At 67.1% G+C, this 25,593-nt stretch carries 17 protein-coding genes; 11 read left to right on the top strand and 6 right to left on the bottom strand.

Annotated elements, in window-relative coordinates; all coding sequences use genetic code 11:
• The first annotated feature begins 7 nt into the window (after positions 1-7).
• From Q9Q95_RS12830 to Q9Q95_RS12800, 7 genes are read left to right on the top strand one after another with little or no spacing between them, the layout of a single operon-like run.
• Positions 8-1,021, top strand: a complete 1,014-nt coding sequence (locus Q9Q95_RS12830) for a sugar ABC transporter substrate-binding protein (protein ID WP_306097521.1) — start codon at positions 8-10, stop codon at positions 1,019-1,021.
• Positions 1,015-2,529, top strand: coding sequence for a sugar ABC transporter ATP-binding protein (locus tag Q9Q95_RS12825; protein ID WP_306097520.1), 1,515 nt, complete (start codon positions 1,015-1,017; stop codon positions 2,527-2,529). Before Q9Q95_RS12830 ends, Q9Q95_RS12825 begins: the two co-directional genes overlap by 7 nt.
• Entirely contained in the window at positions 2,526-3,656 is a 1,131-nt protein-coding gene (locus tag Q9Q95_RS12820; protein WP_306097519.1) for an ABC transporter permease, read from the top strand. Before Q9Q95_RS12825 ends, Q9Q95_RS12820 begins: the two co-directional genes overlap by 4 nt.
• The gene (locus Q9Q95_RS12815; RefSeq protein WP_306097518.1) at positions 3,653-4,837 is read left to right on the top strand and encodes an extracellular solute-binding protein; all 1,185 of its coding nucleotides are present in this window, start codon (positions 3,653-3,655) and stop codon (positions 4,835-4,837) included. The genes Q9Q95_RS12820 and Q9Q95_RS12815 overlap by 4 nt, the downstream gene beginning before the upstream one ends.
• Positions 4,834-5,886 (top strand): Gfo/Idh/MocA family protein, encoded by a 1,053-nt coding sequence (locus Q9Q95_RS12810; protein ID WP_306097517.1) that lies wholly within the window; start codon positions 4,834-4,836, stop codon positions 5,884-5,886. The genes Q9Q95_RS12815 and Q9Q95_RS12810 overlap by 4 nt, the downstream gene beginning before the upstream one ends.
• 14 nt (positions 5,887-5,900) lie before the next feature.
• The gene (locus tag Q9Q95_RS12805) at positions 5,901-7,973 is read left to right on the top strand and encodes a beta-galactosidase (protein WP_306097516.1); all 2,073 of its coding nucleotides are present in this window, start codon (positions 5,901-5,903) and stop codon (positions 7,971-7,973) included.
• A complete protein-coding gene (locus Q9Q95_RS12800; protein WP_306097515.1) occupies positions 7,970-9,550 on the top strand; it encodes an alpha-L-fucosidase in 1,581 nt (526 codons plus the stop codon). The genes Q9Q95_RS12805 and Q9Q95_RS12800 overlap by 4 nt, the downstream gene beginning before the upstream one ends.
• Before the next feature lie 18 nt (positions 9,551-9,568).
• Here Q9Q95_RS12800 and Q9Q95_RS12795 read toward each other — a convergent pair whose 3' ends face one another.
• From Q9Q95_RS12795 to Q9Q95_RS12770, 6 genes are all read right to left on the bottom strand, one after another.
• Positions 9,569-11,146 (bottom strand): DUF5060 domain-containing protein, encoded by a 1,578-nt coding sequence (locus Q9Q95_RS12795; RefSeq protein ID WP_306097514.1) that lies wholly within the window; start codon positions 11,144-11,146, stop codon positions 9,569-9,571.
• Between the two features lie 13 nt (positions 11,147-11,159).
• Complete coding sequence (locus tag Q9Q95_RS12790; RefSeq protein ID WP_306097513.1) at positions 11,160-12,428, bottom strand: MFS transporter; 1,269 nt, start codon at positions 12,426-12,428, stop codon at positions 11,160-11,162.
• Positions 12,429-12,498: 70 nt separating this feature from the next.
• A complete protein-coding gene (locus Q9Q95_RS12785; protein ID WP_306097512.1) occupies positions 12,499-15,543 on the bottom strand; it encodes a TonB-dependent receptor domain-containing protein in 3,045 nt (1,014 codons plus the stop codon).
• A gap of 95 nt (positions 15,544-15,638) precedes the next feature.
• Positions 15,639-17,123 carry an FGGY family carbohydrate kinase gene (locus Q9Q95_RS12780; RefSeq protein WP_306097511.1) on the bottom strand — a complete coding sequence of 495 codons (1,485 nt, stop codon included), beginning with the start codon at positions 17,121-17,123 and terminating at the stop codon, positions 15,639-15,641.
• Positions 17,123-18,079 carry a transketolase family protein gene (locus Q9Q95_RS12775; protein WP_306097510.1) on the bottom strand — a complete coding sequence of 319 codons (957 nt, stop codon included), beginning with the start codon at positions 18,077-18,079 and terminating at the stop codon, positions 17,123-17,125. The genes Q9Q95_RS12780 and Q9Q95_RS12775 overlap by 1 nt, the downstream gene beginning before the upstream one ends.
• On the bottom strand, positions 18,076-18,957 hold the full coding sequence (locus Q9Q95_RS12770; RefSeq protein WP_306097509.1) for a transketolase: 882 nt from the start codon (positions 18,955-18,957) through the stop codon (positions 18,076-18,078). The genes Q9Q95_RS12775 and Q9Q95_RS12770 overlap by 4 nt, the downstream gene beginning before the upstream one ends.
• Before the next feature lie 231 nt (positions 18,958-19,188).
• Between Q9Q95_RS12770 and Q9Q95_RS12765 the strand changes: the two genes are divergently transcribed.
• The 4 genes from Q9Q95_RS12765 to Q9Q95_RS12750 all read left to right on the top strand — a co-directional run bounded on the left by Q9Q95_RS12765 (position 19,189) and on the right by Q9Q95_RS12750 (position 25,591).
• Positions 19,189-19,968, top strand: a complete 780-nt coding sequence (locus Q9Q95_RS12765) for a DeoR/GlpR family DNA-binding transcription regulator (protein WP_306097508.1) — start codon at positions 19,189-19,191, stop codon at positions 19,966-19,968.
• A 40-nt stretch (positions 19,969-20,008) separates the two neighbouring features.
• Entirely contained in the window at positions 20,009-20,989 is a 981-nt protein-coding gene (locus Q9Q95_RS12760) for a sugar phosphate isomerase/epimerase (RefSeq protein ID WP_306097507.1), read from the top strand.
• A 79-nt stretch (positions 20,990-21,068) separates the two neighbouring features.
• Complete coding sequence (locus Q9Q95_RS12755) at positions 21,069-22,460, top strand: glycoside hydrolase family 140 protein (RefSeq protein WP_306097506.1); 1,392 nt, start codon at positions 21,069-21,071, stop codon at positions 22,458-22,460.
• A gap of 8 nt (positions 22,461-22,468) precedes the next feature.
• The gene (locus Q9Q95_RS12750; protein ID WP_306097505.1) at positions 22,469-25,591 is read left to right on the top strand and encodes an alpha-L-rhamnosidase; all 3,123 of its coding nucleotides are present in this window, start codon (positions 22,469-22,471) and stop codon (positions 25,589-25,591) included.
• Positions 25,592-25,593: the final 2 nt, after the last annotated feature.

Raw genomic sequence — 25,593 nt, 5'->3', positions numbered from 1 at the left:
CCGCGACATGCGCCGGCGTCCCCTTCCTTTGCTGCTCGCCGCGCTGGTGACCGTCGTCGCGACCGCTTCGCTGGCGGGCGTGCGGCAATCGGTGCGCCGCACCGAATCACGGCCGGCTGCAGCGGCACCGGCGGGCGCACCGCGCTACGGGCTCTCCAGCGTGGGACTCAGCTTCCCCTTCGCCGCGGCGATCGCGAAAGGCTTTGCCGATGCGGCGGACCGCGCCGGGGCGAGCGCAGTGATCCTGGACGCGCAGGCCGATGTGCAGAAACAGGCCAACGACGTCGACGATCTGATCGCGCAGCGTGTGGCGGGCATGGCGATCATGCCGCTCGATTCGGTGGTCGCGCAAGGCTGGGTCGCCCGCGCCGGACGCGCCGGCGTCCCCGTGGCCGCGGTCGCCGCCATCGTCGGCGACCCGCGCGAGCGCGAGGCGAAGGACGTGTTCCCCGGCCTAGTAGCGCTGGCGAGCCAGGACGAAGTCGCGGCGGGCGAAGCGGCGGGGGCGCTCGCCGCAGCGCTGCTGCCCACGGGCAGCGAGGCACGGATCGCGATCGTCGAGGGCGCACCCGGCTTTCCCGAAGTCGAACAGCGCGCTCGCGGCTTTCGCCAGGGGCTTGCGCGCGCTGGCGTGCGCTATCGCGTGCTCGCCTCGCAGCCAGGCAACTGGACTTCCGAAGGCGGCGAGGCGGCGTGCCAGAACATCCTCGCGGCGCATGCCGGCATCGACCTGTTCTTCAACCAAGCCGACGATATGGTGATCGGCTGTGCCCGTGCCGTCCGCGCCGCGGGTTCGCGCACGCGGCTGATCGGGGTCGGCGGGTCGAAGCTGGCGATCGCGTCGATCAAGGCGGGCGCCGTCGACGGCACGGTGTGCTTCAAGCCCGAAGCGCTCGGCGCGCTGGCGTTCGAGGCGCTTCACGCCGCCGCGTCGGGCAAGCGACCGGCCAATCGCTTCGCCACCTATCCGATCCCCGCAGTGACCCGCGCAAATGTCGACCAATGCGTCGGGCAATGGTGACTGCGCCGCTCCTCGCGCTCGAAGGCATCGCCAAGACCTTCCCCAACGGCACCGCGGCGTTGCGCGGCGTCGACCTGCGGATCGTGCCGGGTCGCGTCCACGGCCTGCTCGGCGCCAATGGCGCGGGCAAATCGACCTTGATCAAGATCCTCGCTGGCGCCCTTGCCCCCTCGGGCGGGACGATCCGCTGGAAGGACGATGCCGCCCGGTGGAAGACGCCGCAGGCCGCCAAGGCCGCCGGCGTCGCGACGATCTACCAGCATATCCCGTTGGTGCCGACGCTCTCGGCGTTCGAGAACATCCTGCTCGATAGAGGCGGATGGCGCCGTCATCTGCCCGTCGAGCGGCGAAATATTGCGGCGCTCGTGGCGAGTTTGGGCGACCCTTTCGGCCTGGACACGCCGGTGAGCGCGCTGCCGATCGGTGCCCGGCAGATGGTCGCGATCGCGCAAGCTCTCGCAGGCGGCGCGGACCTTGTCGTCATGGACGAGCCCACCGCCTCGCTCGCCGGGCATGAACGTGAGGCCGTCTACGCCACGATCCGCCGGCTGACGCGCGAGGGCAAGGCGGTGCTGTTCGTCTCGCATTTCATCGACGAGATCGTCGCGCTGACCGACGAAGTGACCGTGCTTCGCGACGGCATGGTCGCGCTCTCCGCGCCGACGCGCGACCTGAACGAGGCCAGCATCGCGCAGGCGATCGTCGGACGCGAGGTGCAGGCGCTGGAGAAGTCCGGGCCACGAAACACGGCCGGCGGCATCACCGTGGCGCTGCGCGATGTCGGCTCGCCAGGCGTGCTGGCCCCGGTAACGCTCGATCTGACGGCCGGCGAACTGGTGGGCGTCGCCGGAATGCTCGGATCCGGGCGGACCGAATTCCTCCACGCGATCTTCGGCGCCGACCCGCATGCGACCGGCAGCGTCAGCATCGACGGACGGCAGGTCGAGCGTCTGCCCGAGGCCAGCGTCGAAGCAGGGATCGCGCTGGTTCCCGAGGATCGCGCGCGGCAAGGCTATGTCCCGCAATTCACCATCGCCGAGAATATCAGCCTGCCCCATTTGCGGCAGTTCGCGCGCGCTGGCCTGTTCCCGTCTCGCGCCTGCGAACGCGCCTTCGCGGAGGACCGGATCGCGCTTCTTTCGGTGCGAGCGCCGGGCGCGGATGCACGCGTCACCGAGCTTTCGGGGGGCAACGCCCAGAAAGTGGTGATCGGCAAATGGCTGACGCCGCACACCCGGCTGCTGCTGCTCGACGAACCCACTGCGGGGATCGACGTCGGCGCGCGCACCGACATTTTGCGGCTGATCCGCAGCCTCGCCGATCAGGGTCTGTCCGCGATTCTCGTCTCGTCGGAATTCGAGGAACTGCTCGCGGTGTGCGACCGCATCCTCATCATGCGCGATGGTGCGGTGGTTGCCGAACGCGACGCGGACGGCTGCACGGAAGAGGAATTGATCCTTCTCGCCGGCGGCACTCACCTCTCTCTCGCTGCCGGAGCCCAGGCATGACCGATCCCGACTGGCGCCGCATCTTCGGGCTGCGCGAGGCCGGCGTCTATTACGCGCTGCTGATCCTGCTCACAGTGCTCGCCGCGCTCGCCGGATCGCGCGGGCTGCCGCCGTATCTGGCGCCGCAGAATTTGGGCAACATCCTCTATCAAGCGTCCCTGGTCGGGATCATCGGCGTCGCGATGACCGTGGTACTGATCACCGGCGCATTCGACTTGAGCGTCGGATCGGTGGCGGCGCTCGCCGCTGCGGTATTGGTCGGGCTGGCCGGCGAGATCGGTTTCGTGCCCGCTGCGCTGGCGGCGGTGACGACCGCAATTGCGATCGGCCTGCTCAATGGCGTCGTGGTCGAACTGGTCGGCATCAACGCCTTCATCGTCACGCTCGGCACGCTCACCGCGGTGCGCGGGCTGGTGCTGGTGCTCACCGACGGACGCTCGCTGATGGTCGAGCAGCCCGAAGCGCTCGCGCAGATGCTGGCGTTCGAGAGCAGCCGCTTCACGCCGTTCTGGCCTCTATTGCTGATCGCCGCAGGGCTGATTGCGCTTTCGATCGCGCGGCGAAGCATGCTGTCGGGTGCCGCGGCCGCCTTGCTGGCGCTGACGGCGCTGCTGGCGGGCCGGAGTTTCACGCTCGCGGCGCCGGTCGGCTATCTCGCGCTGTTCACTGCGGTAGTATGGTTCGTATTGCGCTTCACCGTCTTCGGCCGACGCATCTATGCGGTGGGCGGCAACCCCGAGGCAGCGCGGCTCTCGGGCATCAATGTCCATGGCTACCGGATTGGCGCGTTCGTGCTGTCGGGCGGCGCTGCGGGCTTTGCCGGGGTGCTGTTCGGCAGCCGGCTCGGCGCGATCAACCCGACCGCACTCCAGGGCACCGAGCTGACCGTGATCGCCGCCGCGATCCTCGGCGGCACCTCGCTGTTCGGCGGTGCAGGCAGCGTCGTGAAGACGGTGATCGGCGCGCTGGTCCTGTTCACCCTGACCAACGGGTTCAACGTGCTCAACCTCGGCGCCAATTATCAGGGGCTGATCGAAGGCGCGGTGGTGGTCGCCGCCGCGGCGATCTACACTGTGGGCGGCCGCACCCGCGGCGCGCGGCGCCGCACCGCGGCGGTGACGGCATGACCGTTCCCACCTTGCGTGTCGCCGTACGCAAATTCGAGCCGTTCGAGCAGGCCATCGCGGCGCAGTTCGACGATTTCGTGCGGACCACAGGCATTTCCGCGCGGCTCGAGGCAGTGCCAATGGACCTCAATCCACTGCATGAGACGCTGATCGGCACCGGCGGCATGGCCGCGGGCGCGTGGGACATCGGCTTCATGGCGACCGACTGGCTGGCCGAAGCGCACGCCGCGGGCCAGATCGAGGATCTCGCGCCACATCTGGAGCGCGCGCCGATCGCGGATTTCCCGCAGGGCTGGAGTCCGTCGCTGACCGGTCTCCAGCGCTTCGCCGGCGGCTTTTGGGGCATGCCTTATCATGACGGGCCCGAATGCCTGATCTATCGCCGCGACCTGCTGGAAGCGGCAGGGATTGCAGTGCCGACGACATGGGAGGAATTCCACGCCGCGGCGCGCGCGCTACATGCGCCCGAGGCGGGGCGCTACGGCACCGTGCTCGCGCTGTACCCGGATGGGCACAACAGCTTCTACGATTTCTGCATCCAGATCTGGTCGCGCGGCGGCGAGGTGTTCGATGCCGCGGGTATGCTCGATCTGACGAGCCCCGCCGCGCACGCCGCGCTCGATTTCCTGCGCATGCTCGCGGCCGACCGGGCGGCGATCGCGCCGGGTGCACACGAACTCGACAGCGTCAAGGCGGGGATGCTGTTTGCTGAAGGCAAGGTTGCGCTGATGGCCAATTGGTTCGGCTTCGCCGCGTATGGCGACACCGCGCCCGATAGCCCGGTGCGCGGTCTGATCGACGTCGCGCCGCTGCCCGCCGGGCGGGGCGGCACGAGCGTATCGCTCAACGTGTTCTGGGTGCTGACGATCGCCGCGGGATCGCGCAACAAGGGCCTCGCATGGGACTTTCTGCGCCACTGCGCCGGCGCGCGCATGGACCGGCTGACCACCGACTGCGGCGCGATCGGCGTGCGCAAATCGACCTGGGCCGATCCCGCGGTCAATGCCCGCATCCCTTATTACCATCGCCTCGACTGGCTCCACGCCCACGCCCGCGAAATGGCGTGGACGCCGCGGCTGGCGGCGATCTCGCATGTCGTCGACGATCTGCTGACCGCCGCCACGACCACCGATCGATCGACCGCAGAACTGCTCGCGCAAGCGCAGGCGCGCGCAGCATGAACACCCCGCTGCGCCAGAGCTGGCCACTACCCGCCCAGCCGCGCCCGATCGTGATCATCGGCACGGGCGGCATCGTGCAGGACGCGCATCTGCCGGCCTATCGCAAAGCAGGGTTCGACGTGCAGGGACTGTACGACGTGGATCGCGCGCGGGCAGAGCGAGTCGCCGCGGAATGGGGCATCGGTGCCGTCTACGCGTCGCTCGAAGAGGCCGCGGCGCAGGATGCGGTGTTCGATGTCGCCGCGCCGCCGGTAGCGCATCGCGCGATCCTCGAGGCATTGCCGCCCGGCTCGGCGGTGCTGCTCCAGAAGCCGATGGGGCTCGACCTTGCCGAGGCCACCGCGATCCGCGACACTTGCCGCGCGCGCGGACTGATCGCCAGCGTCAACTTCCAGCTGCGCTATTCGGCGATGATGCTCGCCATCGCCGATGCGATCGCGCGCGGCACGCTGGGGACGCTCGTCGAGATCGAGGTGCACATCAACCTCGTCACGCCATGGGAGCTGTTTCCGCATCTGATCCCCAATCCTCGGGTCGAGATCGTCTCGCATTCGATCCATTATCTCGATGCGATCCGCGCGCTCGCGGGCGACCCCGATTCGGTATTCGCGCGCAGTTATGGCCATCCGTCGAGCCGATTGGCCCAGACCCGCACCAGCGCGATCCTCGATTATGGCGAGCCGCTGCGGGTGACCTTGTCGATCAACCACCATCATAATTTCGGCCGCCGCTTTCAGGACGCCTCGTTCCGGGTCGAGGGGACGAAGGGCGCGGCGATGGCCAAGCTCGGGCTGCTGCTCGATTATCCGCGCGGCGAGCCGGACGAATTGTGGCTCGCGGCCAAAGGCGGGCCGTGGGAGCAGCTCGCACTCGAAGGCGGCTGGTTCCCCGACGCCTTTGTCGGGCCGATGGCCAATCTGCACCGCTACGTCGCGGGCGAGGACGGCAACCTCCGCACCTCGGTCGAGGATGCGTGGCGGACCATGGCGCTGGTCGAGGCCTGTTACCTTTCCAACCATAGCAGGGGCACTCCGGTGCCGCGGGATTGAGGAGCATGAATGGTATGAGCCGGATGCTGGCGCTGGCGGCATTGCTCCCGCTCTGCGCGATTCCGTCTGCGGCGGCACGGCCTGACCCTGCGGCTACCGGGCAGGCCCAGTTCGAGCGGCTGTGGCTGGGTTCGGCCTGGTATCCCGAGCAATGGCCCGAGGCCAGCTGGGACGCAGATCTCGCGCTGATGGCGCGGCACGGCGCCAATGTCGTGCGGATCGGCGAATTCGCGTGGAGCCGGATGGAGCCGCGCGAAGGCGAATACGACATGGGCTGGCTGGTCCGCGCGACCCGCCTCGCCGCGAAGCACGGGCTCAAGGTGGTGATCGGCACCCCGACCGACACCCCGCCCGCATGGCTGACCAAGAAATATCCCGACACCCTGCGCGTCGACGGCAACGGCGTTCGCGCGGTGCATGGCGGCCGTCGGCAATTCTCGATCTCAAGTCCGCGCTATCGCGAGTTCAGTCGGCTTATCGTCGGCAAGATGGCCGGGGCGCTGGGGCGCGAGCCCAACGTCATCGGGTGGCAGATCGGCAACGAATATACCGACGAGAGCTACGATCCCGCCGCGCGCGCGGCATGGCACGCATGGCTGAAGGCGAAGTACGGCACGCTCGATCGGCTCAACGATGCGTGGACCACGCGATATTGGTCGCAAACCTATTCCGACTGGGAGCAGGTGCCGTTCAACAATGACAAGGCCAATCCCGGCTGGATGCTCGACCTCAAGCATTTCATCACGCAGACCTGGGTCGATTTCCAGAAAAACCAGCTCGACGTCATCCGCGCCACGGCTGAGCCGCGGCAGTTCATCACCACCAATCTCGGCGGGCTCGGCTGGGCCAATCGTTTCGATCGCTATGCGATCAACCGCGACCTGGATTTCGCCTCGTGGGACGCCTATGTCGGCACCGGGCATCTCCAGCCGTATCGCATGGGCGCGACCCATGATCTGGTGCGCGGCTGGAAGCGCCAGAATTTCTGGGTGATGGAGACCCAGCCCGGCTTCGTGAACTGGGCGCCGGTCAGCAACATGCTCTATCCCGGCGAGACCCGCGCAATGGCGTGGCAGGCGATCGGCCACGGTTCGGACGCGGTGCTCTATTGGCAATGGCGCAACGCGCTCAACGGGCAGGAGACGCTGCACGGATCGATCGTCGGCCCCGACGGCAAGCCGCTGCCGGTTTATGACGAGATCGGCCAGCTCGGTCGCGAAATGGCCAAGGCGTCGCCGGTGATCGCCGGCACCACCCCCGAAAGCCCGGTGGCGATCCTGCAGGATTATGACAGCCGCTGGGCGATCGACTTCCAGCTGCACCACAAGGATTACGACCAGATCGCAGTGCTGCTCGATTATTACCGGCCGCTCAAGGATCGGCTCGGCCAGGTCGACATCGTCGCGGCATCGGCTCCGCTCGATCGCTACAAATTGGTCGTCGCGCCTAGCCTGAACGTCATTCCCGAGGCGCTGGCGAAGCAACTCGACGACTATGTCCGCGGCGGCGGGCATCTGATCCTCGGCCCGCGCTCGGGAATGAAGGACGAAGCCAACCGGCTCCACACCCAGCGCCAGCCCGGGCCCCTCGCCGAACTGCTCGGCGGGCGGGTCGAGCAATATTATGCGCTCGACGAGGCCGTCGCGGTGGATGGCGGCACTGCGCGGATCTGGGCCGAGCAGCTCTCCACCGTCGCGCCCGACGCCGAGATCGTATTGCGCTACGGCAAGGCCAATGGCTGGCTCGACGGCAAGCCCGCTGCGATCAGCCGCAAGGTCGGCAAGGGCCGGATCACCTATCTCGGCGCGCTGATCGACGACGCGTCGATGCAGCGTTTCCTCGAAACCGCGCTCGCCGGTGCGGGCGTGGCCGCCGAGTTCGCGGCGCCGCCGGATGTCGAGCTGATGCGCCGCACCGGCGAGGGCCGCGAAGTGCTGATCGTGATCAACCATGGCCGCGAGACCCGCAATGTCCGCCTGTCCGGCGCGATGCAGGACGTGCTCGCCGGCGGATCCAAAACCGAAGTGACGCTGGCGCCCGAGGGTGTCGCGGTCTTCCAGAAAAAGACACAGGGAGCGGAAAAATGAGGGGCCTGAAGATATTGCTGCTGGCGGGCACGCTCGGCGGCGCGACCGCCGCGGCGGCGCAGGACTATCCGATGGACTTCAAGCAGGCCCCGGTCGAGCGCCAGCTCGCCAAGGTCAGGCGCGACGCCGCGCGCGGACCGTTCAAGCCCGATTGGGAATCGCTGACCGATTACAAGGTCCCGGAATGGTTTCGGAACGCCAAGTTCGGGATCTTCATCCACTGGGGCCCCTATGCGGTGCCGGGCTTCCAGACCGAATGGTATTCGCGGAACATGTATCTGCCGTCGAGCCCGCTCTACACCTATCATCGCAACGTCTGGGGCGATCAGGCGAAGTTCGGCTACAAGGACTTCATCCCGCTGTTCAAGGCCGAGAAGTTCGATCCCGCGCAGTGGATCGCCTTGTTCGAACAAGCCGGCGCGCGCTACGTCGTTCCTGTCGCCGAGCATTGCGACGGCTTCGCGATGTACGACAGCGCGATGACCGACTGGTCGGCGGCGAGGATGGGCCCGAAGCGCGACGTGGCCGGCGAGATCATGAAAGCGGCGCGCGCGCGCGGCATGCATTTCGGCCTCTCGTCGCACCGCGCCGAGCATTATTGGTGGTACAATGTCGGACGCGCCAATGGCGGCGACGTGGGCGATCCGCGCTATGCCGGGCTCTACGGCCCCGCCGCGCCGCGCAATCTGCCCGCGGACTCGCCCGAGGCCGAGCCCGACCCGAGCCATCTCGAAAACTGGAACCCGCCGAGCAAGGAATTCCTCGACGACTGGCTGGCACGGACGACCGAGATCATCGACAAATATCAGCCCGAGATGGTCTATCTCGACTGGTGGACGATGGCGCCCGGCTTCGAGCCCTATCTGCGCACGATGGCGTCCTATTATTACAATGAAGGCAAGCGCGGCGGCTATGGCCCGGCGATCACCTACAAAGGCGAGCATTTCGCCGCCGGATCGGCCGTCTACGATGTCGAGCGCGGCAAGCTCGACGCGCTGCGGCTGGTGCCGTGGCAGACCGACACCTCGGTCTCGGTCAGGAGCTGGGGCTATATTCAGGACGACGAATTCCGCACGCCGAAATCGCTGATCGGCGATTTGATCGACGTGGTGTCGAAGAACGGCAACCTGCTGCTCAACGTGGGTCCGCGCGCCGACGGTACCATCCCCGAAGGCGCGCAACGCACGCTGATCGGGATCGGCGCATGGCTAAAGATCAATGGCGAGGCGATCTACGACACCCGGCCGTGGAAATATTTCGGCGAGGGCCCGACCACGACCGTCGCCGGCGAGAAGAAGGAAGCGCCCAACAAGAAATGGACCGCGGCGGACATCCGCTTCACCACCAAGGCCGGCAAGCTCTATGCGATGGGCCTCGAACGGCCAGCCGACGGCGCGGTGCTGATCAAGACGCTCTATACCGGCACCCCCTATCTCGACCGCGCGATCCGCAACGTCGAGCTGCTCGGCCATTCCGGCGCGGTGCAATGGGAGCAGGGCGCCAAGGGGCTGCGGATCACGCTGCCGCGGGATCCGGGCGGCAGCATGCCCTATGCGCTGCGGATCACGCTCGGCTGACCCTGGCGGGTGCGGCGATCAGACCTTGAGCAGCCGCACCGCGATCCACGGTTTGCCCGGCAATGCGATCGTCGGGCGCTGCGGATCCTGCACGTCATATTCGTTGCGGCGCGCCATGCGGAACACGCCTTCGACCGGGGTGACGGTCATGTTCCACGTATCGATGATGTCGGCACGATAGCTGCGCAGCGCCTCCTCGCCGCGACCCGGCAGGATCACCGGCCATTCGGTGGGCAGCGCCGCACCGAAATAGTGCAGATAATATTCGTTCTGCTTGCCGCCGAGATGATAGTTCCACCATGGCTGGATCGGCTCGATGCCCGGCACCGGCCCGTCCTCGAGGATCTTGCGCAGGAAAGCGAGCCGCGGCGCGCTGCTGCCGGCGAGCTTGCCGCCCTGCCCCAGCCACGAGAAATCGGGGTTGCCACTCGGCTCGGTGGTCTCGCTATGCCCGACATAGGTGCCGCCGATCGTGCCCCACCAGAAGCGCTCGACCATCTCCTCGCCCTTGAGATTGCCCCAGCGCTTGTCCGAATTTCCCTCGTAGCAGACCTCGTCGAAGATCACCGGCTTCTGCGCGAAGGCGCGATGCAGCTCGGCGCGGAGATCGTCGAGCACCGCGGCGCCGTTCTGGATGCTGGCATGGGTGATCCACGGCTTGCGATGGTCGTAATAGCTGTTGATCTGGTGGATCGAGCGGAGCCGGTCGTGCGGATCGGCGGCCTGCAACACTTCGAACAGATGATCCCAATCGGCGACGGTCTTCGATTTCACCGCATCATATTCGTTGGCCATCGCCCACCAGACGTTGCGGAACGCGCCGAAGCGCGCGGCGACGTAGCGCAAATAGCGCTCGTCATCGGCGCGCTGCATGTCCGAATAGCCGCGCTTCTCGTCATAAGGCTGATAGAGGATGATGTCGGCCTCGATGCCGAGTTCGCCAAGCCGGCGGATGCGGTCTTCGTAGCGCCGGAAGAATGCCGGGTTAAACCGGGTCGGATCCCAGTCGCGCAAGGCGGTGCCGGTGCGGACGAACGGATCGGTCGCCACCGAAGGCACGTTAGGGAACACGCACATCCGCATCTTGTTGAACGGTGCCGCGCGCAAGGTCGCGAGGGTCTCGGCACATTTTGCGTCGGACTGGAGCGCCCAGGAATAGCAGGTCGTGCCGATCTGGCGGAACGGCGTGCCGTCGGCGTAGACGAAATGATAGCCATCGCGGCTGACGCGCACCGGGCCGCGATTGCCGCGCGTCGGCGGGGTCGCCAGGAAGCCGCCGGCGCGCCCGTCGAGCGCCGCGACATTGCTTTCGCTGCGCCAGCGCCACCGGCCGAGTTCGGGCGGACTGAAGCGAATGCGATAGACGCCCTCGCCGTCGTAGAAGCCGGGGATGCGGACCTGCCGGCCATCGCATTCGAAACGCGCGGCGATGCGGACGTCGTCGAACGGATTGCCCTGCGACGGGCCCTCCAGAACGATCTCGTAGACGTCCCAGCGCTCGACGTGGGCGGGCGGCGCGGCGAAGGCCGGTCGGGCGGTGGCGGCGGCGCCCGCGGCGATCGCGCCTTGCAGGATCGTGCGGCGTGAGACGGTCAAAGCGCTTTCTCCTTCAGGCGCGGGCGTGCAGCGCGTCTTCGAGCTCGTCGAGCGACTTGCCTTCGTTGCGCGGCGCCCAGACGAACCCGATCAGCCCGCTGAGGAACAGGAAGCCGGTGAGGATCCACGCCAGGGTGCTGAAACCGGTGGCGGTGAGGATCGGCACGAAGAAGCTCCAGAAGCCGAGCGTGATGCGGACCACCGCGAACATCACCCCCTGCGCAGTGCTGCGCAGCAGGGTCGGAAACATCTCCGCGCTCCACAGCTGGAAGAAGCATTGCGCGCCGAATCCCTGGCCGAACGCCATCAGGAAGACGTGGACGATCGCCAGCGGCAACGTAAGCGGGAACAATGCGAGCAGCGCCATGCCGACGACCTGGATGATCGCCGAGACGAGGAACAACAGCCGCTGGTTCACCCGATCCGAGATGCGCATGAACACGAAGGCGATCGAGAACATGCCGATCGCGAAGCTCAGCGTCTGGACCGCCACCGCCGTGGTCTGGCTCTGGTCGCCGACGGTGCGCAGGATATAGGGGAAGAAGAAGCCGTTGGTTCCCGCCCACAGGTTCCAGAACAGATACATGCCGGTGAGGAACGCCATCGCGCCGAAATGCTGGCGGGTGAACAGATCGCGCCAGCGGCCCTTGGGCGCTGCTGGCGCCTCGGCTCTGTCCTGCGCCTCCAGCCAGCGCTCCGATTCGTGCATGTTCGAACGCAGGAAGGTGAGGAGGATCGCCAGCACCGCGAGATGCCCGAACACGATCCGCGCGCCGAGCAGTCCGAGCGGGGTGAGCACGAGCAGCATCAGCAGCACGACGACGGGGCCGAGATACCAGAGCAATTGCGCGACGCCGCTATGCTTGCCGCGCCCGCCCTTGGGGGCGTTCTCGGCGATCAGCGACCAGGAGGCGGGGATGTCCGCGCCGACCGCGAGGCCGACGAGGAAGAAGCCGACCACGATCATCCACACGTTCACGGCGAAGACGAGCCACAGCATCCCGAACGCGTAGAACAGCATGTCGTATTGGTAGATGCGCTTGCGGCCGAACAGATCGCACAGGCGTCCGCCGATCAGCGCGCCCAATCCGGCGGAAATCGCATTGGGGCCGAGCGCAGCGATCAGTCCGACGAGCCCGGGGCTCATCCGATACGCTTCCATCCATAGTGCCAGCGCGCCCGCGCCCGCGACGATCGACCCGGCGTCGATGTAATTGGCGAGCCCGGCCAGAATCGTGTTCTTCCAGTCGTTGCGCTCGGCTGGGTCCGCGATCGTCGCCACCTGGCTCTCTCCTTGTTCGACTTGATAATATTATTGCGTCGGGACGCGACGCCCCGACGCAGGTAACGGGTCAGAGCTTCAGACGGAAACCGGTATAGAAACGCCGGCCGATCGGATCATAGGTGCCCGCCGCGGTCTCGGTGCCGGTGACGCTGCCGGTCAGGCCGGTGATCACGGGGGGCGGCTGGGTGTTCAGCAGGTTGTTGACGCCGGCGAAGAATTCGAACCCCTTGTCGACGTTGAACCGCAATTGCATGTCCGCATAGAAAGCTGAGTCGACGCGGAAATACTTCTTGTCGGGCAGCGAACCGTCGGCAAGCAGGAAGCGGGCACGATATTGGTCGTCGAGATAGGACGCGCCGATATACTGACCGTTGAAGTTGATCCCGAACGTCTCGGTGTCGAACCCGACCGAGAAGCTCGCGCGGTCCTTCGGGGTGTTGATCTCGCCGTCCGAACGATCGAACGCCGCGCCCGCGAGGGGCACGCTGCCCTGGCGGATCAGATGGCTCCAGCTCGCAGCGAAGTTCGCGGTCCCGCCCGCCACCGGCAAGCGGTACGAAAGGGTGGTGTCGACGCCCTCGGTCGAGGCGCCGCCGCTGTTGATCAGCTGCGAATTGACCAACTGGATCGAACCCGCGCTGTACGGCCCCGACGCGATGGCGCGCCGCGAGACCAATGCGCAGAAGTCCGGATCGTTGTTGAGATAGCATTGCTGGAGGATGAAATCGCGGCTGGTGCGCGCGATCGCGTCGTTCAGCTTGATATTGTAATAGTCGACGGTGAGCGTGAGATTGCGCAGGGCGTGGATCGAGATCGGATTGATCACCGCGCCGAGCGTCCAGGTCCGCGCCGATTCCTCCTGAATGTCCGGATTGCTGACATTGAGCCCGCCGACGCCCTGAAGATCGGACTGGTTGAGCGTGAACACGCCGTTGGCGGCGATGTTCGCCGCGACGCCGGCATCGGCGCGGCATGTCGTGCTGGTCGTGCCGGTGCTCGTCGCGGTCACGCCGGCGCACGGATCGTTGACCGACGAGATGCTGATCGCCGGCGCCGCGAACAGCTCGCCGATATTGGGCGCGCGGACCGCGTGGGCATAGACTCCACGGAAGCGGATGTCGGGGATCGGCGCCCATTCGACGCCGGCATTGTACGCATAGAAGGTGCCGACGGTGGAATAGTCCGACATGCGCCCGGCGCCCCGGACCGTCAGGCTGTGGATGAACGGCGTGTCGTGGATCAACGGCACGACGACTTCGCCGAACAGCTCCTTGACGTCGAAATGCCCCGACGTGTTGGTCTGCTGGACATAGGCGTTGCGCGCGGCGATCGAGAGCGGATCGAAGATCTCGCTGCTCGATTCCTTGCGATATTCGGCGCCCAGCGCGACCTGCACCGCGCCGGCCGGCAGATCGAACAGCGACCCGGAAAGGTTGGCGGCGGCGACGTCGAGCGTCTGCACCGCGTTGCGAGTCGAATCGACCCCCAGCCAGGCGATCGACGCCGCCGAAGCATTGCCTGCACCATAGACGTTCCACGGCACGCAGCCCTGCGCGCGCGCCTCGGCGCTGGCGCAGATCGCTTCGACGGTGTTGCCGTTGCCGTTGGCGTCGTAGACGTCCTGGATGACGTTGAGCGCCTGGACCGCGCGATCCTGGTTGATCAGTCCGGTCAGCCGGCTGTCGGCAGTGGTCTTGCCCCAATTGTACGAGACGTCCCAATTCCATTTGTCGCCGAGCTTGCCCTCGGCGCCGACGACCATGCGCAAGGTGGTGCGATCGAAGATCGCGAAGCGCTGGCCGAACTCGGCGAGGCGGCGCGACACCGCGACGTCGCGGAAGCCGTCGCCATTGGTGTCGGTCGCGACATTGTAGAGGCCGAGCGGCACCAAAGGATTGCGCACGATCTGCGACTGCGCGGCATTGGCCGGATTGGTGACAAGCTGCTCGATATTGTAGCGGCCATTGCCCTGACGGAAGAGACCCAGCGCACCGGTCGGCACCAGCGGCGAAGGCTCGAGCAGGCCCTTCGAGGTGGTGTTGGCATAGCTGCCCTCGGCGAAGAAGTTGATCCCTTCGCTCACTTCATAGTTCGCCCGCGCGGCGAAGTTGCGGCGCTCGATCGGCACCGAGATATTGTCGAAAGGCGTCCGGTCGAAGCCGTCGGTGGCGCTGCTGAACGGGCGGACCGTGCCGGTCGAGTCGACGATATAATTGCCGGTCCCCGCATTGAAGGTGCTGGCCGGGACCACGGTGGAGAAGTTGCGCTGCGCCTTGAACAGGTTCTGTGCGGCGGTGAGGTTCGCGTCGGTGCGATTGTTGCTGCGCTGGAGCGCGCCGATGCTGGTCTGGTCGGAGCGGCTGCGCGCGCGGCTGGCGGACGAGACCGCGCCCTGCTTCGACCAGCCGGCATAGGCGATGACATTGCCGCGCCCGTCGGCGAAATTGCCGCCGGCGGTGAGGTTCGCCGAATATTGATTGTCGTCGCCCTGCCCGGAGATGCCCGTCTGGGCATTGAGCTGCACGCCTTCGAAATTCTTGCGGTAGATGAAGTTGACCACACCGGCGACGGCATCCGAGCCGTAGACTGCCGAGGCGCCGCCGGTCAGCACGTCGACACGCTCGATGAACGAGCTCGGGATCATCGACAGGTCGACCTGCGCCGAGCCGGGCACGCCGGCGACGACGCGGCGGCCGTCGATCAATACCAAGGTGCGATTGGCGCCGAGGTTGCGCAGATTGACCGTCGACAAGCCGGCGCTGACCGCGCCGTAGTTCGACGTGTTGCGCGACTGGCCAGGCACGCCGAAGGACGGGTTGGTCTGGAGGATTTCCTGGATGTCGAGGCGGCCCGTCCGCTCGATATCCTCGGCAGTCACCGCCTGGAGCGGTGAGGGCGAGGTGAGCGTCGGGCTCTTGATGCGGCTGCCGGTGACGACGATCGCCTCATTCTGGACTTCGTCGGCGTCCTGCCCCGCCGCGGTCACTTGCACGGGCTCGGCAGCATCCTGCGCGTGCACCGTCGCCGGTGCGAAGAGCGTCAATATGCTGGCTCCGGCCATGAACAGCGGCCGTAGCGACTTGCTGGCATTCCTGCCTTGCGACACTTTCATTTATCCTACTCCCCACCTTATATTTTTTCAGGTTTTCGAACGCGTTGCCCACGTCTTCGCGTATTCGGCGCCGCGTTCGCTCATGCGAGCTCTGTTCACTCCAGCGATGTTTGGGACGATCCTGCCGTCACGCCTGCGATGGCGGCGCGCCAGCGGGCGCGGATCGCTTCGCGCCGTTCCGGGTCGAGCGCCGGGACAAAATGGTCGACCGCCAGCGGGGCGGAATCGCCGCTACCGAGCGCTTCGGCGGCAAGCCGCGCCGCACCGAGCGCGCTCGCCTCGGTGATGCGCGGGCGTGCGATGTCGCGGTCGAGAAGATCGGCGAGCAATTGCACCAGCAGCGGGTTGCGCGCGGCACCTCCGTCGATCGACAGCTCGGGCAAGCGCACGCCCAGATCGGCCTCGATCGCATTCAGGACGTCGCCGATCTGCAACGCGATCGCCTCGAGCGCGGCGCGCGCGACATGCGCGGGGCGCGTAGACAGCGACATGCCCGAGATCGTGCCGCGCGCCTCGGCGCACCAATGCGGTGCGCCGAGCCCGGCGAGCGCGGGGACGAACACGATCCCGTCGCTATGGTCGACGCTGGCGGCCAGCCGGGTCAGCGCGTCCTCATCGGCGAGGCCGAGCAACGCCGTCGCGAATGCCGCGGCATGCCCCGAGACCGAGATATTGCCCTCCAGCGCATGCTGAACCTGTCCGCCCCGGCTCCACGCAATCGTGCTCGACAGCCCATGCGTCGATCGCACCCGGGCGTCGGTCGCGGTCATCAGCGAGCTGCCGGTGCCGATCGTCGCCTTGACTCGGCCGGGGCGATCCACGCCATGTCCGAACAATGCCGCATGGCTGTCGCCGAGCATGGCGTGGACCGGCGTGCCCTCGGGCAAAGCCGTGAGTCCCGGCGCGACGGTGCCGAAATGGCTGTTCGACGGCAGGATCCGCGGCAGGAGTTCCAGCGGCACGTCGAACAGCCGCGCGAGTTCGGGATCCCAATCCAGAGTATCGAGATTGAACAGCTGGGTGCGCGAGGCATTGCTGTGATCGGTGGCGTGGACAGCGCCGCCGGTGAGATTCCACAACAGCCAGCTGTCGATCGTGCCGCAGCGCAGCTCGCCTCGCGCCGCGCGCTCGCGCGCATCGGGCACCGCATCGAGCAGCCACGCGATCTTTGCGGCGGGGAATAGCGGATCGAGCCCGAGCCCGCTGCGTGCGGCGATCTCCGGTCCGTGCCCGGCGGCGCGCAATGCGGCGCAGCGTTCGGCCGAGCGCTGGCATTGCCAGATCACCGCGGGCGCGATCGGCCGGCCGGTCTCGGCATCCCACAATACGATCGTCTCGCGCTGGTTCGAGATTGCCAGCGCGGCGATCGTCACCTCCGGCGCCGCGGCGACCAGCTCGGCGATCAAAGCCGCGACCGCTTCCCAGATGTCCGACGCCGATTGCGAGGCCCAGCCGGGCTGCGGATAATCGACTCGCATCGCGCGCGACCGCGCATGCAGCACCGATCCGTCGCCGGCGACGAGCAGCGCCTTGGTATTGGTCGTCCCTTGATCGATCGCGAGGATGACCGGGCCCGACATCAGGCGTTCCGCACTGCGATCAGTTCGCGCGCGGCGGCGGCGATGCCGTCGGCAGTGAGCCCGAACTGTTCCATCAGCCAGCTGGCCGACCCGGTGGGCAGAAAGCCTGGAAAGCCGAGCTTCCGCATCCGCACCGGCGCATGCTCGGCGCAATATTCGGCGACCGCGCCGCCGAGCCCGCCATGCGCCAGCCCTTCCTCGGCCGTGACGATCGCGCCGGTCGCCGCGGCCGCGACGATCGCTTCCACGTCGATCGGCGATACCGTCGACATATTGACGACGCGGGCCGAAATCCCTTCGGCGGCCACCGCTTCCGCCGCCGCGAGCGCGCGGTGGACGAGCGTGCCGTTGGCGATGATCGCCAGATCACCGCCCTGCCGCAGCACTTCCGCGCGGCCGATCCGGAATTCCATGTCGGTGCGCTCGATGTCGGGCACCGGCATCCGGCTGATCCGGACATAGACCGGCCCGTCATGCGCCGCCGCCGCCTTGATCGCCGCCGCGGTCTCCCATGAATCCGAAGGGACGATCACAGTCAATTTGTCGATCGCGCGCAGCCACGCCACGTCTTCGATGCTGTGGTGCGTCGCGCCGAGTTCGCCATAGGCGACGCCGCTTGAGATGCCGCACAGCTTCACATTGGCCTGGCTGTAGCCGCAATCGACCTTGATCTGCTCCATCGCCCGCGCAGTGAGGAAGCAGCCCGCGCCGCTGACGAAGGGGATTTTGCCGCCATTGGCGAGCCCCGCGCCGACGCTCACCATGTTCTGCTCGGCGATGCCGACATTGATCAGCCGGTTCGGAAAGCGTTCGCGAAACTTGCCGAGCTTGGACGAGCCGACCGAATCATTGACCACCGCCACGATCCGCGAATCCTCGGCCGCGAGTTCCTCGACTGCGCGGACATAGGCGTCGCGGCAATCGCGGAGCGCACCGGTGGCTTCGGGTGCGCTCATCGATTCATCTCCGCGTCGAGTTCGGCGAGCGCCTGGGCATATTGGCCGGCATTGGGCACGCCGTGATGCCACCCCGCCTGATCCTCCATGAAGCTGACGCCCTTGCCCTTGATCGTGCTGGCGATGATGCAGCGCGGCTTGCTGCGCGGCAGGCAGGCATCGTCGAGCGCCGCGAGCAAGGCCGCGGGATCGTGTCCGTCAACCCCCGCCACCTCCCAGCCGAACGCGCGCCATTTGTCGGCCAGCGGCTCGAGCGCATTGGTGTCTTCGGTCCGCGCGCCCTGCTGCAGCCGGTTGCGGTCGACGATCACGGTGAGGTTGCCAAGCCCGCGATGACCGGCGAACATCGCCGCCTCCCACATGCTGCCTTCCTGCAACTCGCCGTCGCCGGTGAGCGCGAACACGCGATAGTCCGCGCCGTCGATCTGTCCCGCCACCGCGATCCCCGTCGCCACCGGCAGTCCGTGCCCGAGAGGCCCGGTATTGGTCTCGACGCCGGGCAGATAGTTGCGGTTGGGATGGCCGTTGAGCCGCGAACTGGGCTGGAGATAGGTATCGAGCTCGGCTTCGGCGAAGAAGCCGGCACCGGCCAGCGCGGAATAAAGCGCGCCGGTGCAATGCCCCTTGCTCATCACGAAGCGGTCGCGATCAGGCGCACGCGGGTTAGCCGGATCGATTCGAAGAATATCGAAATAGAGCGACGCGACAACATCGGTCGCCGAAAGATCGCCGCCGGGATGCCCCTGGCCGGCGTCGACGATCATCTTGAGCAGCCGGCGACGCATCCAGTTGGCGCGCGCACGAACGCGCGCCGCACGCGATTCCAGCGTACGTGACCCACCTTGGTCGCCGGACCGAAGCCCTTCGAGATTCTCCATGCAACTCCTCTCCTGGCAGGAGGGAATAGCGCCGGCACCAATCGATCGCAACAGGTTTGCTTTCGAATTTCTTCGTTTGTAGCCAAACACCCTTAGAACTTGACCAAAACCGAAACATCAAGTTAGGCAGGGGCCAACGCCACGTCGCGACGCGTGGCCCGGAGAGGTTTCGATGGCGAAGGCGCCCGTTCTGCTCAAAGATGCCGTGCGGAACGGCGCAGGCGGCGCGCGATGACCGCCCGCTCGCGCGAGCTGGGCGAAGCCCGGCGCGGCAAGATCCTCGAATGGCTGCGCGAGGAGGGCAGCGCCCGGGTGCGCGACCTTGCGCAGGCCTTTTCGGTCTCGGAAGTCACTGTGCGCCAGGACCTGGAGAAGCTGGAGACCGACGGCCATGTCATCCGAGAGCATGGCGGTGCTTTCCTCAAATCGGTGCGCCAGCAGGTCCGCGCGATGGCGCTCCAGCATCTCGACAATATGGACGCCAAGCGAAAGATCGGCCGCGCCGCCGCGGCTTTGGTGAGCGACGGCGAGACGATCATTCTCGATTCGGGTTCGACCACCACCGAGATCGCCGCCAACATCCTCGGTCACCGCGACATGACGGTGATCACCAACGCGCTCAACATCGCATTGATGCTGGGGGCCGAGCCGGGCTTCGACGTCCATATGAGCGGCGGGCATTTCAAGGCGCCGACCCTGTCGCTCAGCGGCGAGCGCTCGGCCGACTATTTTCGCGGGCTGTTCGTCCGGAAGCTGTTTCTGGCGACCGCGGCGATCGATCTCGACGCGGGGCTCACTTACCCCGCACTGTCCGACATCGCCGTCAAGCGCGCGATGATCGCGGCGGCGGAGACGGTGATCCTCGCCGCCGATTCGAGCAAGATCGGCGCGCGCTCCTTCTCGGCTCTGGGCGGGCTCGACCTCGTCCACACGCTCGTCACCGATTCGGGCATTCGCGACGAGGATCGCGCCGCGATCGAGGCTGCGGGCGTCAAGGTGATCGTCGCCTGAGCGGCAAAAATCCCAACGAACACAGGATGAGGAACAGACCGTGAGCGAGCAGAAATACGGCGCCGGCATCTGGCACTTCGCGACCTATGTCGATCGCTACGCCACCGACGGCTATGGCCCGCCGCGCACGCTGATCGAGATGATCGACCTCGCCGGGCAGGTCGACGACCTGTCGGTGGTCGACATCAATTATCCCTTCGCCGATTCCAGCCTCTCGCTCGACACGGTCGCGGCGGCGCTCGAGCGCAACAAGCTCTCGGTGATCGGGATCACGCCTGAAATCTACACGAGGCAATTCGCGCAAGGGGCATTCACCAATCCCGACGCGGGCATCCGCCGGCTCGCCAACGAACTGGTCAACGACGCCGCCAATGTCGTGCGGCGCTTCGGCGCCGACTACGTCAAGCTATGGCCGGGCCAGGACGGCTGGGACTATCCCTTCCAGGTCGATCACAAGAAGCTCTGGCAGCGCAGCATGGACGGCGTAGGCGAGCTGGCGAGCCAGAATCCCGACCTCAAATTCGTCATCGAATACAAGCCGCGCGAGCCGCGAGTGCACATGAGCTATGACAGCGTCGCACGGACCCTGCTCGGGATCGAGAAGATCGGGCTGCCCAATGTCGGGATCCTGCTCGATTTCGGCCATTCGCTGTTCGGCGGCGAATCCCCCGCCGACGCGGCGCAGCTGGCGATCGATCACGGCCGGCTGTTCGGGATGGACGTCAACGACAATCTGCGCGGCTGGGACGACGACATGATCGCCGGCTCGGTTCACCCGATCGAATTGTTCGAATTCTTCTACACGCTGCGCAAGAACAAGTGGGAAGGCGTGTGGCAGCTCGACCAATTCCCGTTCCGCGAGGACAGCGTCGGTGCGGCCAATTCGGCGATCGGCTTCCTCAAGACGATCGAGCGCGGGCTCGACAAGCTCGATTTCGACGCGATGCAGGCGGCGCAGGACCGACACGACGCGGTGGCGGCACTCAAGCTCGCGCGCGAGGCGCTGTTCACGTCCGGTTGACGCGATTAGTATTATTATATCTAATAAATCTGCCTGAAATGCGGGGCGGCGAGAGGGTGTTCTGAAAATGCGAGTCGGCTTGACCATCATCGCCGCGTTGCTGGCGGCGAGCGCAACGCCGGCGTGCGCGCAGGCCCCCGCCCCGCTGAAGGTCGCGGCGAACGGCCATTATCTCGAGGCCGGCGGCCGCCCGTTCTTCTGGATGGGCGATACCGGCTGGCTGCTGCTCGGCCGCCTCACCCGCGAGGAAACCGAACAGTATCTGACGACGCGCAAGCGGCAGGGCTTCAATCTGATCCAGGTGATGGTGCTGCACACGCCGCAGATGACCAATCGCTACGACGCGCCGGCGCTGATCGAAGGCGACCCGGGCCGGCCGCGGGTGACTCCGGGCAAGGATCCGGCGCGGCCGGGGGAATATGATTATTGGGACCATCTCGACTGGTTGGTCGCGCGCGCCGAGGCGCTCGGCCTCTATCTCGCACTGGTGCCGGCCTGGGGATCGCTGGCCGACGAAGGTGCGCTCAACGACCGCAACGCCCCGCTTTATGGCCGCTTCCTTGCCGAGCGCTATCGCGACCATTCCAACATCGTCTGGCTCAACGGCGGCGACACGCGCGCGGAGATGCGCAGCACCGTCTGGGAAAGCCTCGGCGCGACGATCAAGCGCCATGATCCCGGGCATCTGATGACCTTCCACCCGATCGGGCGGACCGCCTCGTCATGGCAGTTCCACACCGCGCCGTGGCTCGATTTCAACATGGTTCAGTCGGGGCACCGATCCTATGCCCAGGAGGGCCCCAGCGCGCGCGCCGAGGATAATTGGCGGTTCATCGCCGAGGATTGGGCGCGGCTGCCTGCCAAGCCGGCGATCGACGGCGAGCCTTCCTACGAAAACATCCCCTACGGACTGCACGAACCCAATCAGCCGAAATGGGCGGCCGCCGATGCGCGCCGCTACGCATGGTGGGCGGTGATGGCGGGGGCGTTCGGGCATACCTATGGCGAGAACAACGTCATGCAGATGTTCGTGCCGGATCGCGACAAGCCGAGCTTCGAGGCCGGGCGGCTGTGGTCTACTGCGCTCGCGGCGCCGGGCGCGAACCAGATGCGGCACTTGCGCCGGCTGATCGAATCGCGGCCGATGCTCGAGCGCGTGCCCGATCAGGCGCTGATCCGCGACAATGGCGTGCGCTACGAACGCGTGCTGGCGAGCCGCGGCAAGCGCTACGCCTTCGCTTATGCCTATACCGGCCGCCCCTTCACGATGCGCCTCGGCGCGATCTCGGGCGCGCGGGTCACCGCCTCCTGGTATTCGCCGCGCGACGGCAGCGTCGCCAAAATCGGGATTTTCGCCAATCGCGGCGAGCGGCGCTTCGATCCGCCCGGCGACACGGCGCCGGGCAATGACTGGGTGCTCGTCCTCGACGACGCCGCGACGACCTTCCCCGAACCGGCCATCGCGCCGTGAGCGACCCGATGCCGCGTGTCGTAGATCTGCGCGCCGAACACACCGTCGACCTGCTCGGCACCGAAGCCATGCATCCGCGCCTGTCATGGCGGATCGAAGCGGCAGAACGCGGCGCGGTCCAGGCCAGCTATCGGATCCGCGCTTTCGCGAACCCCGAGCAGCCAGACACGCTGCTCTGGGACAGCGGCACCGTCGCTTCGGCCGCGAGCTTCGACGTGGCCTGGAACGGTCCACCGCTCGCATCGATGCAGCGCGTCTGGTGGACGGTAGAGATCACCGACGGCGACGGCACCGTCGCGCGCTCGGCGCCGGCGTGGTTCGAGACCGGCCTGCCGACTCCCGCAGACTGGCGCGGCGCATGGATCGAGGCCGAAGAGCCGCTAGCCGAGGCCGACCGCAAGGCGGGCCTCGCATGGATCTGGAGCGACACTCCGCTCGACGCCCGCCCGCACGCCTTCCGCCTCGATTTCGACGCCCCGGAGGACTTCGAACGCGCCGAGATACTGCTCGCCGGCAAGGACCATCTCCGCGGGGTCTGGATCAACGGCGTGCCCGCGGAATTGCCTTGGCCGTTCGACTGGGACACCCATCTCCCCTTCTGGGGCACGCTCAGCCCCTATGAGGGCGAGATCCGTCCCGGCCGCAACAGCGTCTGCGCCTTGGTCGAGGCGGAGACCAGCGGCTTCTTCCCGGTCGACGGCGGCGCCTTCGCGGCGTTGATCCGGCTGCACCGCGCCGACGGCAGCGTCGCGCGCCTGGTCAGCGGCCCGGCATGGCGCGTCATGCCCTCGCCGCCCGCGGGCTGGGCCGAGCCGGGCTTCGGCGCCGGCGGCTGGGCACAGGCGGTCACCAGCGGCGCCAACGTCCACAACGATCCGCGTCCGAGCGAGCCGGCGATCCAGCTGCGCACCGATTTCGAGACCCGCGGACCGGTGATCGCGGCGCGGCTCTACGCCACCGCCCTCGGTGCTTACGAAGCCCGGATCAACGGCACGCGCGTTTCCGATGCCGTGCTCGCGCCCGAGATGAGCGTCGCCCATGCGCACATCCTCTACCAGACCTACGACGTGACCGACCTGGTCGCGCCCGGCGCGAACGCGCTCGCCGCGATCGTCGGCGACGGCTGGTATGCCAGTCCGTTCGGCTGGCGGATCGAGCGCTATGGCTTCGGTCCCGCGCCGCGCCGCTTCCGCGCCCAGCTCCGCCTCGATTATGCCGACGGGACCTTCGAATGGGTGACGACCGGCACCGACTGGCGCATCGCTCCCTCGCCGATCCTCACGTCGGAAATCTATGACGGCGAGACCTTCGACGCGCGCGCCGAGACGCCCGGCTGGGACTTGCCCGGCTTCGACGCTTCGGGTTGGGCCGAGGCAAAGGCCGGCGAAGCCCCACCGGCACGGCTGATCGCGCAGACCTCTCCGGCGATCGCGCCGCGCGGCAGGCTGCGCGCGATCACGGTCACCGAACCGGTTCCGGGCCGCCATGTCTTCGACTTCGGCCAGAATTTCTCGGGCTGGGCGCGCATCCGCGCGACCGGCCCCCGCGGCACCACGATCACTATGCGCTTCGCCGAGCTGCTCGCGCCCGACGGCACCGCCGACCTCGCCAATCTCCGCCTCGCGCGCGCCACCGATCGCTTCATCCTTGCCGGCACCGGCGCGGTCGAAAGCTTCGAGCCGCATTTCACCTATCACGGCTTCCGCTACATCGAGATCGAGGGCTTTCCCGGCGTGCCGACACCGGACGATGTCGAAGGCGTGATCCTCCACAGCGCCTGCCGCGAGACCGGCACGATTCGCTTCCCCGATGCGCCCTTGCTCCAGCGGATCTGGCAGAACGCCCTGTGGAGCCAGCGCTCGAACTTCTTCGCCGTGCCCACCGATTGCCCCCAGCGCGACGAGCGGATGGGCTGGACCGGCGACATCCAGGTGTTTCTCGACGCGGCGGCGTTCAACATGGAGGTCGATCCCTTCATCCGCCGCTTCCTCGGCGAGGTCCGCGCGGCGCAGCAGACCGACGGCGCCTTGCCGATCGTCGTGCCCCAGCCGCTCTCCTTTCCCGACGTGGTCACCGCCGGATGGAGCGAGGCCGGCATCATCCTCCCCTGGCAGCTCTGGCAGCGCTACGGCGACACTGCGGTGATCGATGAGAATTGGGCGATGATGGAGGCGTGGATGGCCTATGTCGCGCGCCACAATCCCGATCATGTCTGGCGCGCCGATCGCGGACTCGATCTCGGCGACTGGCTGTCGGTCGACGCGATCAAGCCCGATGACGAGACGACTCCACGGATATTGTGCGCCACAGCGTATTGGGCCTGGTGCGCCGAACTGATGGCCGACATGGCCGAAGCGACCGGCCGCAGCGCGGCAGCCGCGCAATACCGCGCGCTGCGCACCCGGATCGGTCAAGCCTTCGCCGCCGAATTCGTCGCTACCGACGGTACCGCCGGCAATGGCAGCCAGACCAGCCAGGTGCTCGCGCTCCATATGGGACTGGTGCCCGAAGATCGCCGCGCCGCCGCTGCGCAGGTGCTCGCCGCGGACATCCGCCGCCGCGGGATGAAGCTCTCCACCGGCTTTCTCGGCACGCCCTATCTGCTCGACGTGCTCGCCGATGCCGGCCATTGGCGGGAAGTCGCCGGGCTGCTGCTCCAGACGGGCTATCCGAGCTGGGGCTATATGCCGGCGACCGGCGCGACGACGATGTGGGAGCGCTGGAACGGCGACGTCGGCGATCTCGCGATGAACAGCTACAACCATTATGCCTTCGGCGCGGTGGTCGGCTTCTTCTACCGGCGCCTCGCCGGTATTGCCCCCGCCGCGCCGGGCTTCAGCCGCATCGCGGTGCGACCGCACTGGCTGCCGGCGATCGGCCGCGTCGAGGCGCGCTACGAATCGTGCGTCGGCACGATCGCCACCGCGGTCCACGGCGACGAAACCGGAATGACCAGTCTCGCGCTCGCCGTGCCCGCGAACGCCGTCGCCGAAGTGACGCTGCCCGATCGCGCCGACTGGCACGAGGGCCCACATTCGCTCGAAGCCCATCCGCACATCCGCAACCTCCGCCGCGACGGCCGCGATCTCCATTTCGAGGTCGGCGCGGGCGAATACCGGTTCACGCTCTGATT

It is taken from the genome of Sphingomonas sp. DG1-23 (assembly GCF_030730875.1).
In the GTDB taxonomy this organism is placed as follows: Bacteria; Pseudomonadota; Alphaproteobacteria; order Sphingomonadales; family Sphingomonadaceae; genus Sphingomonas.
Note: the sequence above shows the minus strand (reverse complement) of the source record. Positions and strands in the feature narration are given on the sequence as shown.